Annotated in this window: 18 protein-coding genes; 16 read left to right on the top strand and 2 right to left on the bottom strand. The window is 43.8% G+C overall.

Annotation, left to right across the window (positions count from 1 at the left end; genetic code table 11):
* Positions 1-113: 113 nt before the first annotated feature.
* Together galU and HUO09_RS20080 are read right to left on the bottom strand one after the other, a co-directional pair.
* On the bottom strand, positions 114-983 hold the full coding sequence (galU, locus tag HUO09_RS20085) for a UTP--glucose-1-phosphate uridylyltransferase GalU (protein ID WP_188235128.1): 870 nt from the start codon (positions 981-983) through the stop codon (positions 114-116).
* 144 nt (positions 984-1127) lie between these two features.
* On the bottom strand, positions 1128-1775 hold the full coding sequence (locus tag HUO09_RS20080; RefSeq protein ID WP_188235127.1) for a LuxR C-terminal-related transcriptional regulator: 648 nt from the start codon (positions 1773-1775) through the stop codon (positions 1128-1130).
* 291 nt (positions 1776-2066) lie between these two features.
* Here HUO09_RS20080 and HUO09_RS20075 point away from each other — a divergent pair, with 291 nt between their 5' ends.
* The 16 genes from HUO09_RS20075 (at position 2067) to HUO09_RS20000 (ending at position 17370) form a co-directional block, all read left to right on the top strand.
* Positions 2067-2603: a single-stranded DNA-binding protein gene (locus HUO09_RS20075; RefSeq protein ID WP_188235126.1), complete on the top strand. Its 537-nt coding sequence runs from the start codon at positions 2067-2069 to the stop codon at positions 2601-2603.
* A 136-nt stretch (positions 2604-2739) separates the two neighbouring features.
* Positions 2740-4731, top strand: a complete 1992-nt coding sequence (gene csrD, locus HUO09_RS20070; RefSeq protein WP_167411617.1) for an RNase E specificity factor CsrD — start codon at positions 2740-2742, stop codon at positions 4729-4731.
* 6 nt (positions 4732-4737) lie between these two features.
* Positions 4738-6186, top strand: coding sequence for an MSHA biogenesis protein MshI (locus HUO09_RS20065; RefSeq protein ID WP_188235125.1), 1449 nt, complete (start codon positions 4738-4740; stop codon positions 6184-6186).
* Positions 6183-6824: a type II secretion system protein GspM gene (gene gspM / locus HUO09_RS20060; RefSeq protein WP_188235124.1), complete on the top strand. Its 642-nt coding sequence runs from the start codon at positions 6183-6185 to the stop codon at positions 6822-6824. Before HUO09_RS20065 ends, gspM begins: the two co-directional genes overlap by 4 nt.
* A 7-nt stretch (positions 6825-6831) precedes the next feature.
* A complete protein-coding gene (locus HUO09_RS20055; RefSeq protein WP_223159507.1) occupies positions 6832-7161 on the top strand; it encodes an MSHA biogenesis protein MshK in 330 nt (109 codons plus the stop codon).
* Between the two features lie 14 nt (positions 7162-7175).
* On the top strand, positions 7176-8873 hold the full coding sequence (gene mshL / locus HUO09_RS20050) for a pilus (MSHA type) biogenesis protein MshL (protein WP_188235123.1): 1698 nt from the start codon (positions 7176-7178) through the stop codon (positions 8871-8873).
* Positions 8874-8878: 5 nt separating this feature from the next.
* Positions 8879-9721, top strand: a complete 843-nt coding sequence (locus tag HUO09_RS20045; RefSeq protein WP_167411655.1) for an ExeA family protein — start codon at positions 8879-8881, stop codon at positions 9719-9721.
* Entirely contained in the window at positions 9721-10905 is a 1185-nt protein-coding gene (locus tag HUO09_RS20040) for a lipopolysaccharide assembly protein LapB (RefSeq protein ID WP_188235122.1), read from the top strand. Before HUO09_RS20045 ends, HUO09_RS20040 begins: the two co-directional genes overlap by 1 nt.
* The gene (locus tag HUO09_RS20035) at positions 10895-12619 is read left to right on the top strand and encodes a GspE/PulE family protein (protein WP_188235121.1); all 1725 of its coding nucleotides are present in this window, start codon (positions 10895-10897) and stop codon (positions 12617-12619) included. Before HUO09_RS20040 ends, HUO09_RS20035 begins: the two co-directional genes overlap by 11 nt.
* 24 nt (positions 12620-12643) lie before the next feature.
* Entirely contained in the window at positions 12644-13867 is a 1224-nt protein-coding gene (locus HUO09_RS20030) for a type II secretion system F family protein (protein WP_188235120.1), read from the top strand.
* A 116-nt stretch (positions 13868-13983) separates the two neighbouring features.
* Positions 13984-14553, top strand: coding sequence for a prepilin-type N-terminal cleavage/methylation domain-containing protein (locus HUO09_RS20025; protein ID WP_188235119.1), 570 nt, complete (start codon positions 13984-13986; stop codon positions 14551-14553).
* Between the two features lie 30 nt (positions 14554-14583).
* A complete protein-coding gene (locus HUO09_RS20020; protein WP_188235118.1) occupies positions 14584-15090 on the top strand; it encodes a type II secretion system protein in 507 nt (168 codons plus the stop codon).
* Between the two features lie 121 nt (positions 15091-15211).
* Positions 15212-15691 (top strand): Tfp pilus assembly protein FimT/FimU, encoded by a 480-nt coding sequence (locus HUO09_RS20015; RefSeq protein ID WP_188235117.1) that lies wholly within the window; start codon positions 15212-15214, stop codon positions 15689-15691.
* Positions 15691-16233, top strand: coding sequence for a prepilin-type N-terminal cleavage/methylation domain-containing protein (locus HUO09_RS20010; RefSeq protein ID WP_188235116.1), 543 nt, complete (start codon positions 15691-15693; stop codon positions 16231-16233). The genes HUO09_RS20015 and HUO09_RS20010 overlap by 1 nt, the downstream gene beginning before the upstream one ends.
* The gene (locus HUO09_RS20005) at positions 16233-16931 is read left to right on the top strand and encodes a PilW family protein (protein ID WP_188235115.1); all 699 of its coding nucleotides are present in this window, start codon (positions 16233-16235) and stop codon (positions 16929-16931) included. The genes HUO09_RS20010 and HUO09_RS20005 overlap by 1 nt, the downstream gene beginning before the upstream one ends.
* On the top strand, positions 16921-17370 hold the full coding sequence (locus tag HUO09_RS20000) for an MSHA biogenesis protein MshP (protein ID WP_188235114.1): 450 nt from the start codon (positions 16921-16923) through the stop codon (positions 17368-17370). Before HUO09_RS20005 ends, HUO09_RS20000 begins: the two co-directional genes overlap by 11 nt.

The raw sequence follows: 17370 nt of genomic DNA, 5'->3' as shown, positions 1-17370 counted from the left end.
GCAAGTATTACATAGAGTGAGAAATGTGCAAGAAATACTGGATATAAAAACAGTTAACTAATAAAAAAGAGCCGATTGATTACGGCTCTTTAGTTGGTTGCTAGTGTCTAATATTAGCTCTTTTGGGTAGAGTGTTTCGCTAAAGCAACTTGTTGTTCGTTTTTCTTATATAAATTTTCAAAACAGTAGTTTGTCGCTTCGATATAACCTTCAACGCTACCACAATCAAAGCGCTTACCTTTAAATTTATAGGCCAAAACGCACCCTGATTTTGCTTGTTTTAATAGAGCATCCGTAATTTGGATTTCTCCGCCTTTGCCTGGCTCAGTTTGTTCAATTAACTCGAAAATATCGGGAGTCAGAATGTAACGACCAATGATTGCTAGATTGCTTGGAGCCGTTCCCGGTTCTGGCTTTTCTACCATATCATCCACGCGGAAGAGATCATCTTTTATCATCTCACCTGAGATCACACCGTATTTGTGAGTTTCATCAGCGGGAACTTCTTGTACCGCAACAATTGAACAGCGGAACTGGTTGTACAGTGCCACCATCTGTGCCAAAACCCCTTTCTCTTCATTAACACAAAGGTCATCGGCTAAAACAACGGCAAAGGGCTCGTCGCCCACTAATTCTCGGCCAGTGAGAATCGCATGGCCTAAGCCTTTCATTTCTCGTTGACGAATGAAAGTGAAGTTAGCGGTTTCGATAATATCTCGAATATCAACCAGCAGCTCTTCTTTGTTCGTTCCTTGGATTTGATGCTCAAGCTCGTAGTTCATGTCAAAGTGATCCATGATCGAATGCTTACCTCGACCTGTCACAATGCACATTCCGTTCATGCCAGCTTGAATCGCTTCCTCTACGCCATATTCAATCAGTGGTTTGTTTACCACTGGCATCATTTCTTTTGGCATAGATTTGGTTGCTGGTAAAAAGCGAGTACCGTAGCCAGCTGCCGGAAAGAGGCATTTTTTGATCATTTTTTCGCCCTGTTAAACTATCGGTTTTGTTTTAAACGGAGTTGTTATGTTTAAACATAGATTTAATGCAGACTTTAGCATGATACTTTCGTGAGATTCAGCACATTCTGTGTCGTGAAAATGAAAATGTGCTGAAAGACGCATTTATGAAAGCAGATTTTGATTTGCCCAACTGATGGCTTGAACTCGGTTTTTCACCGAAAGTTTTTTGAATATCTGATACAGATGAGACTTCACCGTAAACTCACTGATAAAAAGGCTTTCAGCCATTTGCATGTTCGATGCCCCTGTCTGTAGGCAACGCAATATCTGAATTTCTCTTGCGGTTAGGTCAACCGAAGCTTGTGCGTGGTGAGCCTGAAAATGATATCGGTAATAATGTAGAAGCTGGCTAGAAGCATGACGTGGAAGCCAATTTTGGCCGTTGATTATCTCTCCTAACCCTTCGCAGATACTCTCTGGAGAATCATCCTGATAAAACAGTCCTTTTAAGTTGCCAAAAGTGAGCAGTTCTTCTGTGTGTAGCCTCTTATCAACGTTAAACAGAATTGTTTCAAAATGAGGACTGGTAATCTTTAATGCTTTTAAGTTTTGCCTAATCAGAAGATGTTCTTGATAGTTCATCAGTAAAATTTTGTGTTTATCTGTGTGATAATTTTTCAACAATTGCTCAGGGATAATTTGTGGTATTGGCAAAGCGAGAAGGTCTAGAGCTTTTTCCAATTGCTCTGGGATGCATGTGTCGTCCATGCAAAGAAAATATATGGTTCTGGCATAGTTGTGTTTTGGCATGGATTATTCCTTAGTAGGAGGCGGTGAAATGCGTCAACCATGCCTAAAATTAAAAGGTAGAGCGAATTGGAATAGCGAGTTTGCGTGGGATTTCAATCGATTGAGTAAATGAGTTTTATATCAAATTACAAATGGAAGATTTCCCCCGAAAATTAGAAGCTTAAAAATGAAAATGGAATGAGTTTTTGATAACAATTCGACCGGACATTTAAGCTCGAGAAAAAGCGTGTTATCCTAACTGACTATTTGAAATTTTTTCAAAAATTATACGATTTAAAGACGGAGCGAAACATGGCAAGCCGTGGCGTGAATAAAGTAATTTTGGTTGGCAACTTGGGTGGAGATCCTGAAGTTCGCTATATGCCAAGTGGCGGTGCTGTTGCGAACATCACCATTGCAACGTCAGAAACATGGCGTGATAAAGCAACGGGCGAACAGCGTGAGAAAACTGAGTGGCACAGAGTTGCTCTGTATGGGAAGCTGGCAGAAGTTGCTGGTGAGTACCTACGTAAAGGTTCTCAGGTTTACATTGAGGGTCAGCTGCAAACTCGTAAATGGCAAGACCAAAGCGGTCAAGACCGTTACTCAACAGAAGTTGTTGTACAAGGCTATAACGGCATCATGCAGATGCTTGGCGGCCGTCAACAACAAGGTGGTAGCCCGAGCCAAGGTCAGCCTCAGCAGCAAGGTGGATGGGGACAACCTCAACAGCCAGCTAGACAGAGCCAACCTGCGTATCAGCCAGCTGCTCAGCAAGCACCGCAACAAGCGCCTCAGCCTCAATACAATGAGCCGCCAATGGATTTTGACGACGACATCCCGTTTTAATTGTCTCGATTTTAAAAAAGCCGCAATTTTGTGGCTTTTTTTATATACTTAGCGCACTGTTTACATAATTTTTGCGAGCAGCCTTCTTCGATGAATAATGCCACCCATCGATAAGTTGAAAGGGAATTCAATTTCTATGCGCTACACGCCTACGCTAAAACTCAGTACACGTTTAGTGGTTTTCGTCACTTTGATCGTGACCAGTGCGATGTTCATTTTATTTATTGGCGGAACCTTATCTTTTCAGCGGCTAGGGCAGGAATATCTCAACCACTACATGCAGGGCATAGTAGAAGTGGTGGATAAAGAGATGGAAGATCCTGATGCTGCCTATTCTATGCAGCGATGGATGCCCAAGATGCTGCAAGCAAGTAATATTGTGGAGATGGAGCTGTCGTCGGAAGCGGGTATTATTTACCGTTTTAAAGATACATCTTCCAAAGTCGATCCCGCTCGTCTTTATCAAGCCGATTTTCCTTTGCAACGTATTCAAGGTTATTCCGTACATTTCAAGGTAGTACCGCCATACGTAGGCTTCAGCTATTCAATCGGTGCTATGTGGTCGATTACCTTAGCCGTGTTACTTATCGTTATCTGTTTAGTACAGAGTATGAAGTGGTTGCGTTTTCAGCTTTTGGGGTCGGAATTACTGGAAGAACGCGGACGAATGATATTGGCAGGAAGAGTCGAGCAATATGCAAAGGGGGATGACAGAGAGTGGCCATACACTGCGAGTGAAGCTTTAGATGTTCTGATTGAAGAATTACAAGATGCGCGCCAAGAGCGTAGTCGTTTTGATACTTTCATTCGCTCTCAGACCTTTCTCGACCAGTTAACAGGTACGGCAAATCGAGTTCTGTTCGATAGCAAACTTGAATCGGCGCTTCAAGAGAGTGGGGCTCAAGGTGGCGTTCTAATGTTACGTATTGATGATCTCGACTTAGCGAAAGAAGAAAACGAGAAGCGCGTCATTGACGATTTTGTGGTTGAAGTTGGTCAGTGCATCTCAAACGTCATCGCTCGTTATCCAGATGTGATTTTGTCTCGCTACTATGATTCAGTATTTGCGCTCTTCATGCCACATCAAACCGCGAAAGATGTCTCTCATGTTGCCTCTCAGTGCTTGAAGTTCATTGAACGTTTAACGCCTCCAGAACCATTAGAAAAAGATAACTGGTTCCATATTGGTGTCAGTATGTACAAGGAAGAAGAGCGTAGAGGCCGAATTATTGATGAGACAGAAACGGCATTGAAAAGTGCTCAGTTACAGAGAGTTAATGCTTGGAGTCGCTTTGAAAAAGCAGCGGTTTCTGAAGATAGAGGCAGTGTGCGTTGGCGTACTCTGTTCGATAAGGCTCTTATTGATGACAATATCATCCTATTCCGACAGGCTTGCTATTTGTCCAGCCGTTCTAATCACTTAGAATTATTGCACAACGAATTGTTCGCTAGAATTAATGACCCCGACAAAGGGGTATTGAAAGCGTCTCGATTCAGTTCTGCTATAGAAACAGTTGGATATGAAGCTGTCCTAGATAAAGCGGTGATGAGAAGAACGTTACAACTGATAAAGTCTTCAGTTAATGAATCTCCCTTATCGATAAATCTGTATGTACTTCCTTTTTCCGATAAACAGTATTTTCGTTGGTTCCGTAATGAGTTAATGCAGTTAACTTTCCGCCAGCGTGGTCAGTTATCGTTTGAATTCACTGAGGGGCATTTGGTACAGCATTTAGATTATATGCGCCCAGTGCTAAGAACAATATCCGCACTCGGGTGCGAGTTGATAGTGGGACAAGCAGGGCGATCAATCGTTGCAACCCACTATATCAAAGACTTAAAGATCAACTACCTTAAGTTACATCGAAGCCTAATAAAGCAAATCGACCAAAGACATGAAAATCAGTTGATAGTGCGTAGCCTACTAGGCGTTTGTAAAGGCACTCAAACTAAAGTGATTGCAGTGGGTGTAGAAAAACAGTCTGAGTTGCAGGTTCTGCATAATCTTGGTGTTGATGGCGTTCAAGGGCGGTTATTTGACACTGAACAGCCATTAAACCCGAGCAAACTACCTGTGACGGAACGTCAAATTAAACCCGGTAAACGCAACCGATGGCGTACAAAGTAGAGATAAATGAAGATTGAAACATTGTTAAAGCGGTTCTCCAGAACAAAGTCTAAGCAGCTGGCAGTGTATGCAGTGGTTCAACCTGATGCGATTTATTTCTCATCATCAGAATCCCTTGCTTTGCCTGAACAATACCCTCTGGCCAACCATACTTGGCCTCAAGCCTTGGTGAGCGCCCTTCTTACGGCAGGTACAAAAGGACTGAGTGTCCACGTAGTGCTGCATGCTCAACTGTTTCAAAGTTATCAAATCGATAAACCTTCAATTCCTCAGCAAGAATGGCCAAGTGCACTACCGTTCTTGTTAAAAGACCTTATCACCGAAAAGTCGTCAGATGTGATTGCGGATGCATACCCTCTAGAAGGTGGCAATAAAGCTCAAGCTTATGTGATTAACAAGAAGGTGGTCTTAGAAGCGAGCAGTTTACTAGAGAGTATGGGTTGCAGCCTCGAGAGTATTATTCCTGAACAAGAAGTTTGGGGGCGAGGTAACGCTGAACTGAAAAACTACTTATTAGTACAACGCAGCAAAGGTAGCCATTTTAAACTGGATGCTTTCGTCAATGAGCGTTGTATTTTCCAGCGTACACTGCGTGGCGTTGTCGCACCGATTACAGGCGTTGCCAGTACAGCGCTGCAACTCGATGGTCTTGCGCTAGAGCTGCAACGTTCCATCGACTATTTATCTTCTCAGTTCAAAGGCACTTCACTTCATCAGTTAAAGGTGTGTTGTGATGAAGAAGAACACGCCGAACTCGTTCAAGCATTAGGCGAACGCTTAAGTGTGAAAGTCACAGCGTTGGTGGAAGGCTCTGAACATATTGTTTCTGGTCAGGTGTTGGCCGAAAAAGCGCCTATTGTTCCGGCTGATGCAATTAACTTTTACCAAGAGCATTTAAAACCGAAAAAAGAGTTGATGACGCTGTCATCTATTGCTGCGGTTTGGGGAGCCGTTGCTGTTGTTATGCTATGTTTGTTCGCATGGTTTCAGTTTGAACATATTCAATATCAGCAACAGCTTAAACAAGCCAACCTACAAAATACTCAGCTTACGGGGCAACTTGGGGAACTAAAACAAAAGCATGCTGCCCATTTACCTTCTGCAGAAAAAGTGGCAGCTTCTGCTCGTTTGAAGAAAGAGATTGAATCACAGCAAGCATCATTAGCCGCGATTGGTCAGTATGACGCTTCGCGCCAACTGGGTTACTCCGGAGTGATGGATGGTTTAGCAAAACTTTCCCGTCGTGATATTAGCTTAAGTGAGATTGAGATAAATGAAGCGACGTTGGATGTAAAAGGCATGGCGAGAGATGCCAATGTGATACCAACGTGGATTGCTCAATTTAAAGATGAAGTGAGCTTGACCGGTCGTAGTTTCGAACAACTCACGATTGGTCGTGACGAGCAAGATATAGTGACCTTTGAATTGAAATCGAAACGAGGTGTGGAGAAATGAACGAACGCTGGCAAAAATGGAGTCAACAGTTCGCAGAAAGAGCTCCGCGCGAAAAATGGTTAATTGCTATCTGTGGCGTGATTGTGATTGCGATGTTGATGCAGACGCTGTTCATTGATCCTTTACTACAACAAAGAAAAGACGCTCAACAGAAATTGATGTCACAGCAGTCGACCAATCAAAGAATGCAAAGTGAAATCATCGTTTTGCAGCGTGAACTGGCTAAAGATCCGAACGCAGAGATAAATAAAGAGTTAGAGCAACTGCAACAGCAGAGTCAGGAGCTGTCTATGCAGCTTTCTGAAGTTATGAGTAATTTGGTCTCACCATCACAGATGGCTGATTTGCTACAAAGCGTTTTGGATCATAGTGCTAAATTGAAATTAGTGAGCTTGACATCGTTGCCTGCTAGTCCAATAAATGAGACAGATAGCAATGCCGAATATTTCCTACATCCGGTTCGGATGGAACTGAATGGCTCTTATTTCGCTATCAGGGATTATTTGCACGCACTAGAAAGCTTGCCTGTTAAATATTATTGGCGCAGTTTTCATTATCAAGTTGAGACCTACCCCAATGCTAAGTTGGTATTAGAAGTTTACACGCTTGGAACCCGTGAGGAGTTTATTGGTGGCTAGGATATCAATGCTAAATAAAGCATGGTGGTTAATGATACTTGCTGCCGTTTCGGTTTCTGTATCGGCGAGCCAAGAACAAGATCCAACCGCACCATTAGGTTGGATGAAAACAGAACAAGTTAAAAAAGCTAAAAGAAACGCACCTGTGCCTGAGCTGAAAAGCATTGTTTGTAAGGATGATAATCAATGCTATGCCATTTTAAATGATAAGGTCGTGGACAAGGGCGATAGTGTGTCTGGCTATAAAGTTTCTGAAGTCACGCCATCGCAAGTCGAACTTAAGCAAGGCAGTAAAAGTTGGACTTTGAAGCTGTTCTCTCTGGACATTAAGAAATAAGGTTAAGAATTCCTATGCGTAATATGATCATCGGCGTAGTGATGGTGAGTTTAGTGGGCTGCTCCATGGGGCATCGTGACCCAGTGGAAGCCAAACAGTCGCTGAATCAGGCTATTAATGAAGCGAATAGCCGCAATTTAGAAAATCTACCGCCATCGGTAGAGGCGGATCTTATGCCTGATATGGACGGAGCAATAGCGACATCTGATCCTAATTTAAAGCGTTTCCGTATTCAGGCAAATGGTGTTCAGGCGAAGGCGTTTTTTACCAGCTTAGTGAAAGGTACAGAATACAGCGTTGCAATTCATCCAATGGTGGATGGCACAGTGACTGTGAACTTATCGGAAGTCACACTTGATGAAGTGTTAGATGTGGTTCGCGATCTTTACGGCTATCAAATTGAAAAAGTCGGTAAGGTTATTCAAGTCTACCCTGCAGGTTTGCGTACGGTGACGATTCCGGTTGATTACCTGCAATTTAAGCGTAGTGGCCGCTCACTGACGACGATTACAACAGGCACAATTACCAATACGGATACAAGTTCAAGCAATAGTAACAATTCATCGTCGAATAATCGTTCAAGTAGCACCAGTCGCTCAAGTGATGGTAATAGTAGTAACTCTGATAGTAAAACGAGTAACGACCGAGGCGGTACCGAGATTGAAACGCTAAGCGAAAGTGACTTCTGGCCTCAGCTACAAACCGCTGTTGCCCAGTTGGTGGGTTCTGGTCGCGGGCAAAGCGTGGTTGTAACACCGCAAGCAAGTGTGATCACATTGCGTGCCTATCCCGATGAAATTCGTGAAGTGCGCCGCTTTTTAGGTATCTCTCAAGAGCGTATGCATCGTCAGGTGATCATGGAAGCGAAAATCCTAGAAGTCACTTTAAATGACGGCTACCAGCAAGGGATTAACTGGAGCAAAATGTTTACCTCTAACGGGGTTAATTATCGTATCGGTACGGGTGACACTTCGGGTGCAGGCTCTGCAATCAGCAACGGTTTAGGTACCATCGCCGCTCTACCTGGTATTGACACGATTGGTACGCTGCTGGGTGGGCAAACCAACATTGTGATGTCGAGTGGCAGCTTTGAATCAGTATTAAGCTTCATGGCAACGCAAGGTGACTTAAATGTGCTATCTAGTCCTCGCGTAACAGCAACCAACAACCAGAAAGCCGTGATCAAAGTGGGTACTGATGAGTACTACGTAACAGATCTATCTAGTGTGGTTGGTAGTGGCGATAACTCAGAAGCCTCCCCTGATGTGGAGTTAACTCCGTTTTTCTCTGGTATCTCACTGGATGTAACACCACAAATTGATGACAAAGGTAACGTGTTGTTGCATGTGCATCCTGCCGTTATTGAAGTGGAATCAGAAAACAAAGTCATCACTTACAACAATAAAATCATTTCATTACCGTTAGCCAAAAGCTCAATTCGCGAATCAGATTCAGTGATTCGAGCTAAAGATGGTGATGTGGTTGTGATAGGAGGGTTGATGAAGAGCAATACTTTGAATCAAACTTCGAAAGTCCCGTTCTTAGGTGATATTCCTGTAATAGGGCACGCTTTTCGCAGCACATCTCAAGTGACACAGAAAACAGAATTGGTCATATTGCTAAAACCAACGGTCGTTGGTGTCAACACTTGGCAAAAAGAGTTGGAGCGCTCACGTGATTTGTTGCAGGAGTGGTTCCCAGACTCTGAGTAATGAATATGTATTTGGAGCACTTTGGTTTTACACAACAGCCTTTTAACTTAACGCCTGATACGAGTTTGTTTCTGGGGCTGGACCCGCATTATGAAGCAATTCAAACCGTAAGCGCCGCTCTGCAAATGGGAGAGGGGGTAATAAAAGTAACGGGGGAAGTTGGGACAGGTAAAACCATGGTGTGCCGGATGCTGCTGACTCATCTGAAAGATTATGTGCAGCTGATATATTTGCCTAATCCTGCTTTAAATGGTGACGATTTGCGCACAGCCATAGCCACTGAACTAGATATCAAAGAATGCTCAAATGTTGGCTTAGTCGAAGCGATTCAGACACGATTAATAGACTATCATCGAAATGGCAAACGGGTGGTGGCTTTGTTGGATGAAGCTCAAGCGCTTTCTGACGAAGCACTGGAAGTGTTGCGGCTGTTCGGCAATCTGGAGACGGAACAGATCAAGTTACTGCAATTGGTGTTGATTGGTCAGCCTGAACTGGATGAAAGACTCGAACAACACCATTTAAGACAGTTTCGTCAGCGAATAACCTTTAGTGCCAAGTTAAGAGCGCTAAGTATGGCTGAAACTGTTGCTTATATTGATAGTCGACTCGCTAAAGTTGGCTATGAAGGCAAACTGTTCAGTTTGAATCAAAAGAAATCTATTTGGAAAGCTTGCCAAGGCACACCTCGTCTTATCAATCAGGTATGCCATAAATCCCTGTTGCTCGCGTTTTACGAACAGACTCAACAGGTGAGAAACCAGCATCTATACGCTGCTATTCACGATACGTACGATACTTGTAAACCCAAACACAAAACTCCAGTTATCTGGGGATGGAGCCATTGATGAGTGTTATGAACAAAGCTTTATCTCAACTTGCCGATAAGCAGCAATCATCACTTGAGCCGATAGCAAAAGCGCATGTTGAGCCAATCAAAACACGTCCAGTTTGGGTATGGGTAATGGCAGGGTTTGGTTTGAGTTTGGCGCTTGGTGGTTGGGCTGTATCACAGCAAGCACCAGAAGTACAAAATGCTCAAGTGCTCAATCAGCCAATACAAGTAAAGGCGTTTGTTGAGCCTGTACCTGCTGTTGCTTCGCCAACACAAAAAGTAAATCAGGCGGCTGTGGTGGTATATAATTCCGACCCGATTGAAAAGCCACTGTTAGAATCGCCAAGCCTTACAGAAGTTACTGTCGATTCAAGTGCTCCCCAATTTGAACAGCCTGTTGAATCGGCAGCCGTAGTGTCGAATACGAATACTTCAAATAAGGCAACAGGAAATCAAACACGCATCCAAAAGCCTGTGTTGTTAGCGAACACTACCACTTCAGTACCAGTGAACTCAGGAACAGTCAATCAGGAGCCCGTCTCGGATTCTTCTCTATCGAAAAGTGCACAAGAAAATGTGGTAATGATCGAACAGATTGAAATGAGTCCTGAAAAACTGGCAGAAAAAGCGATTTCCCGTGCAGCCAAGGCGATGGATTCTAGCGATTTTCAAAATGCTGTCAGTGCTTACAGCGAGGCTCTTCGCTATACGCCGGATAATGAATCTGTACGTCAAAAATTGGCGGCGTTGTATTACGGTAAAGGTGAAGTGCGCAAAGCATTTGATTTGATGCAGCGTGGTATCGAAATAAACCCTGAAGGTGAAACTTTGAGAATTGCGCTGTCAAAATTGCTGATGAAAGAGCAGCAAGCAGAAGCGGCATTAACACCGCTCGCTTATTTACCAGCATCGGTAAGTGTGGAGTACCTTTCATTACGCGCGGCGTTGGCGCAAAAAGTGAAACAGAATGAAATTGCACTAGAAAGCTATCAGAAGCTTACTGAGAAAGAGGCGAACAATGGTCGCTGGTGGCTTGGTTTAGCGATTCAGCAAGAGCGTTCGTTTTTGTTAGAAGAGGCGAAAACGTCTTATCAAAAGGCGTTAACAAAGGTTGGGGTATCGATTCAGTCACAAGCCTTTATTCGTAATCGTCTAGATGTGCTGAATCACCTAGAGGAGAACAACAATGCAAATTAAGTTAAGAAAACGACTGGGTGACTTGCTGGTCGAAGAGGGCATTGTTACTGACGAACAGCTTGGGCAGGCATTGTCAGCTCAGAAGAATACTGGTCGTAAGCTGGGTGATACCTTAATTGAGTTAGGCTTCTTATCTGAACAACAAATGCTGAGCTTTTTGTCTCAGCAACTGGCGATTCCGCTGATTGATTTAAGCCGAGCAACAGTCGATATCGACGCGGTACAACTGCTTTCGGAAGTACATGCACGCCGTCTGCGTGCTCTCGTGATTGGCCGAAGTGGTGACACTTTACGTGTTGCAATGAGTGATCCCGCGGATCTGTTTGCTCAGGAGTCTCTCCTGAACCAATTGCCACAGTACAGCTTTGAATTTGTTATCGCACCAGAGAAGCAACTGGTGGATGGCTTTGACCGTTATTACCGCCGTACCAAAGAAATTGCCTCTTTCGCGGAGCAGTTACAAGCTGAACACCAAGTTACAGAAGCGTTCGACTTTGATATCGCGAATGATGACAGCGAAGAAGTAACGGTTGTTAAGCTGATTAACTCGCTGTTTGAAGATGCGATTCAGGTGGGGGCGTCGGATATTCACATCGAGCCTGATTCTAAACTATTACGTATTCGTCAGCGTGTAGACGGCATTCTCCATGAAACGGTTTTAAACGAAGTGGGTATCGCATCAGCGCTTGTTTCGCGCTTGAAGCTGATGGCGAATCTGGATATTTCTGAAAAACGTCTGCCGCAAGATGGCCGCTTTAACATCCGAGCTAAAGGACAGTCGGTTGATATTCGTATGTCGACAATGCCTGTGCAATATGGTGAATCGGTTGTAATGCGTTTATTAAACCAGTCCTCTGGTATTCGGGAGCTGGATAAATCAGGTATTCCTGACGAGCTGTTACTGCGCTTCCGACGTCAGCTTAAGCGCCCACATGGTATGATCCTCGTCACTGGGCCGACAGGTTCGGGTAAAACGACCACTTTGTACGGTGCGCTAAGTGAACTGAATGAAGTGGGCAAAAAAATCATTACCGCAGAAGATCCTGTGGAATACCGCCTATCGCGAGTCAACCAAGTTCAGGTCAACTCTCGAATTGGTCTGGATTTTTCGACCTTACTGCGAACTTTCTTGCGTCAGGACCCCGATATTATTCTGATCGGTGAGATGCGTGACCAAGAAACGGTGGAAATCGGTTTAAGAGCCGCTCTGACTGGTCACTTGGTTCTGAGTACCTTGCACACCAATGATGCCGTGGAAACCGCATTACGTTTAATTGATATGGGGGCACCTGGCTATTTGGTGGCGAGTGCTGTTCGAGCTGTGATTGCTCAGCGATTGGTGCGTAAAGTGTGCCCGGATTGTAAGACGCATGATGAATTGGACGAAGCTCAGAAACAGTGGCTTACGGTTCGGTTCCCTAATCAGGTCAATTCATCGTTTGTGCATGGTCGAGGTTGTCAGAACTGTAACCTTACAGGCTATAAAGGTCGTATCGGTGTGTTTGAAATGCTGGAGCTTGAGCACCACATGATGGATGCATTGCGCGCTGATGATTCTATCGGTTTTGCGAAAGCTGCCAGAGCTTCAGAAAACTATAAGCCATTGCTCGCATCAGCGATGGAACTAGCAATTAAAGGTATTGTCAGTATTGACGAAGTTATGGCTCTTGGTGAAGGTGAAGCCGCTGCTGTCGCTGAGCCTATTTATCTATAAGGGTAATTATCTGTAAGGAAAGGTATGCCGACTTATCAATACCAAGGACGCAACTTAGATGGCAGTGCTACGAAAGGTAGCTTAGAAGCTGCTAATGAGGATGTTGCTGCCGATACATTGATTAATAAAGGGATCATCCCAACTTCTATTAGTGAAGGGCGATCTGGTGTAGGGAGTGCCACTATTGAGTGGAAAGAACTGTTTACTCCTGTCGTCCCACTGGAAGTCTTGGTGATTTTTTGTCGCCAGCTTTACAGCCTAACTAAAGCTGGCGTTCCTTTACTTCGTTCAATGAGAGGCTTGGCACAGAACTGTGAAAACAAGCAGTTAAAAGATTCATTGGAACAAATTTGTAGTGAAGTGACCAATGGACGTAGTCTTTCCGCTGCGATGCAGATGCACACGAAAGTGTTTAGCTCACTGTTTGTATCTATGGTGCATGTGGGTGAGAACACGGGCCGATTGGATCAAGCTCTGCTGCAATTGGCGAAATACTACGAACAAGAAGTGGAAACCCGTAAGCGAATTAAGACCGCAATGCGTTATCCTACTTTTGTGATTGGCTTTATTGTTATTGCGATGTTCATTTTGAACGTAAAGGTAATACCGCAGTTTGCGACCATGTTTAATCGCTTTGGTGTGGACTTGCCTTTGCCAACCAGAATTTTGATTGGTATGTCGGACTTTTTCGTCAACTACTGGATGTTTATGCTGGTGGCAATGGTGGCTGCGTTTTTCGGTTTTCGATCTTGGTTGGGTACATCAAAAGGAAGAGAACGCTGGGATAAGTTTCGTTTGCGAATGCCGATAGTTGGCGGAATCATCAATCGAGCGCAGTTATCGCGATTCTCACGTACGTTTTCTCTGATGTTGCACTCAGGCGTTCCGTTAAATCAGTCTTTGGCATTGTCAGCCGAAGCTTTGGATAATAAATTCCTCGAAGCTCGTTTAATGGAAATGAAAGCTGCAATTGAAGCCGGTAGCAGCGTGTCATCCACCGCGATTAATGCCAATATTTTTACGCCTCTGGTTATTCAAATGATCTCTGTAGGTGAAGAAACGGGGCGAATAGATGAGTTGTTGCTGGAAGTCTCGGACTTTTATGACCGAGAAGTGGACTATGACTTAAAAACCTTAACCGCTCGGATTGAACCTATTTTACTGGTGATTGTTGCCGGTATGGTATTGATTCTGGCTTTGGGTATTTTCTTACCTATGTGGAACATGATGGATGCGATGAAAGGATGATGAGTTAATAAAAATCCTTTAAAAACATTAGCTTTAATGTTTTATTGATGTAGCACATACGGTGTCCTGTATCAGTGTAGGTATAATTCCTCTGGTCAAGAGGTATTGGTTCTAAAATGAATAAGAGAGTACCGGGTTTTTCTTTACTCGAATTGATCATTGTTATCGTGATTGTCGGCATATTAGCTGCAACGGCTTTACCTAGGTTATTAGGTACGATTGATGATGCGAAAGAAGCGAGTATTCAAGGCGTTGCCAGCGGTTATTCATCCGCTGTTATGGCTGCGCGAACTCAATGGGAAACTCAGGGCAGGCCATCGATGACATCTGGTGGTGAAAAATATAACGTCGTCGACTATGACGGTGTGGAGTTTTGGCTCACTCGTTCAAAAACGAGTGCAGGCAGCAGTACGGGATTCAGTGATGGTTATCCGTTAGCTTTAAGACAAAGCTTTTATTCGGAAACGATTACTGATCAAACCTGTGTGGATTTGATGGAGAACTTGCTTCATAGTTCTCCAAAGGTAGGGACAGCCGCTGAAGTCAGTAGTGATGCCTCACTACAGTATTCAGCTATCGCTGATAATGCCAATGCGAGTTGTATTTATATACAACAAGAAAAGAGCAGTGCACATCAGTTTGTTTACAACGTAAAAACGGGTCGCATAGCGGTCACTTTAAATTAATTTTTAGCTTGTTAGAAAGAGAGATAGTTCATGAAAAGACAAGGTGGTTTCACCCTTATCGAATTGGTCGTAGTTATTGTAATTCTGGGTATCCTTGCAGTGACGGCTGCTCCTCGTTTCCTAAACCTACAAGGTGATGCTCGCGAATCAGCTCTGCAAGGTCTAAAAGGTGCAATGGATGGAGCTGCTGGTATTGTATATGGTACAGCAGCTATTGAGGGCAAAGAAACTTCAACTGACAAGGATGATACCAAAACATTGACGAGTGGTATTAAAGTCGTTTACGGCTATCCTGTAGCAGCTGCAGATGGCATTGGTGAAGCCGTTATTGGACTGACAACAGATTGGGCTTATGCGATTGATTCTACAAATGGTGTATTGGCAGCTACATTTGTAACAGGTGATTTAAAGGCAGGTTCAAATGGTACTTACACTGATATTACAGATACAGAGTGTTATGTAACATATACAGCCGCGACGGGTACTAATACAGCTAGTGCAGCAAAAAGTGCGGTTGTTTCTACTAAGTGTAAATAGTTTATAATTTCTACCTTGCTTATAGAAAGCGTATATAGGATATAGCAATAGTCTCTTGTATTAAGCATTCCTGCGAGACATCGTGGGAATGCTTGTATCCTAATAAAAGGTTAATAAGCCAATGCAGAGAAACCAGCAACAAATGCGAGGGTTTACTTTAGTTGAATTGATTGTGGTAATGCTGCTTGTGTCAATTCTCTCTGTTTACGCCGCCAGCCGTTTTTCCGGTATTTCCAGTGTTTCTGCGTTTGCCGCGCAAGAGCAAATTATTTCGATTATTCGTCAAATTCAAATTGACCGAATGCAATCCAACTTATCATCCACTTCTGAAAACAGTGATTATGCTTTGCAAATAACCAACCACTGTATTGGCTCAGTACAGGCATGCAGCTCTGCTAATGATGACCGAAGAAGTGACTTGTTGCGTAATGATGAGCTCACATTCACCAGTTCACCTTCTCTCTCCGTTATTGAATTTAGCCTGTTGGGCAATCCTTTAGCTGGTGCGTCTAATGGCGTGACGATCAATATTGCCTCTTCTGCAAGCTCGACTTCGCTGTGTTTGAACTCGGAAGGCTATGTGGCGAAAGGAAGTTGCTGATGAAACGTAGCAACGGATTTACGCTGGTTGAAAGTATAATGGCTATGGTGATCCTTGGGTTTGCCATGGTGACACTCGTGAGTTTTCTCTACCCTCAAATTGAGCGCTCTTCGACTCCCCATTATCAAACTCGTGCAGCTAACTTAGGGCAAAGCCTGATGAGCCAAATTCTTGCTCGAGGCTTTGATAACAACAGTGATTTTGATGGTGGACAGTATCGCTGTGATGAACCGAATAGAAATGGGGTAGCTAACCCATGTTCCACCACATTGGGACGTGATTCTGGCGAAAGTAACCCCGCTCAGTTCAACGATGTTGATGACTATATCGGTTGCTGGTGGACAGACAGCACGAACGATTGTGGAGGTTCAGGGTACCCTCTTAGCAATATTCTTGGTACTGAGATAGCGAGTAAGTATGCGCATTTCACGGTAACAATCGATGTTAACTACGACACCGCTACCATGAAGAAAATCCAGATCAAGATTGATACTGGGCGCTATGGAACGTTCGATTTTACAGGCTATCGAGGAAACTACTGATGAAATTACGTGGTTTCACTTTAATTGAAATGGTGCTGACTATGGTGGTGGGCTCTATTTTGGTTTTGGGTATTGCGGGGTTTGTGGAACTGGGCAGTAAAGGCTATTCCGATACCGTAGCAAGGCAAAGATTGCAGACTCAAGCCAAATTTGTTTTAGAAAAAATGACCCGTGAAATTCGCCACGCAGTACCAAACAGTTTCGATGTTAGTAATTCTGCAGGTCAGCAATGTTTGTCGTTTTATCCTATTGTTTATTCTGGATTTTATGCTTTATCCGGTAGTAACAATAAAACCATGAGTTTTATTGTCGGTAATACGCCAGCACCGACGAGTTACGATGGTTTGAGGATGATTATCAACCCTTCTAGACAAACGGATTTCGCTATCGGACAGAGCACAAATATCGCGTTAAGCGGCACTAATACCAGTTTTGCGCTGTCTTCTCCACTACCGAGTCAGTCCGTTGCCCAAAGGCAGTTTATATACAAAGATTTGGTCAGTTATTGCTTAGACTTTTCTGCACAAAGCATCACTCGAAATGGCATTCAAGTTGCTGATAGCGTCAGTACGGGAGAATTTAGTTACGCACAACCTACTCTGCAAAGAGGGGGAGTGGTGCATCTGGCATTAACTTTTGCTCAAAATGGCGAATCGAGCGACTTTGATATTGATGTGCAGGTGCTCAATGTTCCATAAAAAAAGCGTATTCCCCAGTGTTAAAAAGCAAGCCGGTAACCTGTACATCGTGGCTATCTTTGTCATTGTGGTCATTGGGTTTCTTGCCAATGTTCTTGCTCGTATGGAGTGGTCAAACAGCGATGCACTGTCTAAAAATTTACTCGGCACAAGGGCATGGTTTGCAGCGCATTCTGCTAATGAGTTAGCACTCACTCAGCTGTATCCTTTGAACACGGCTAACAGCGTGGTGGCTAATGTCTGCTTAAGCAACTGGGGAAACGTGCAAAGTAAGGCTAATAATTTAATGACTCAATTCGCTGGGTGTTCTGTGACTACGCAGTGTTATTCATTAGGAACATTAGATTCAATAAGCTATTACAAGGTCGAAAGTACAGTGGTGTGTGGCAGTGGGCAGTATCAGGTTGAGCGTAAGCAAGAAGTTTGGGTGAAGGAGTAA

This window comes from Vibrio sp. Y2-5 (genome assembly GCF_014596725.1).
Lineage (GTDB): Bacteria > Pseudomonadota > Gammaproteobacteria > Enterobacterales > Vibrionaceae > Vibrio.
The sequence above is the reverse complement of the archived record's forward strand: the minus strand, read 5'-3'. Positions and strand labels throughout refer to the sequence as shown.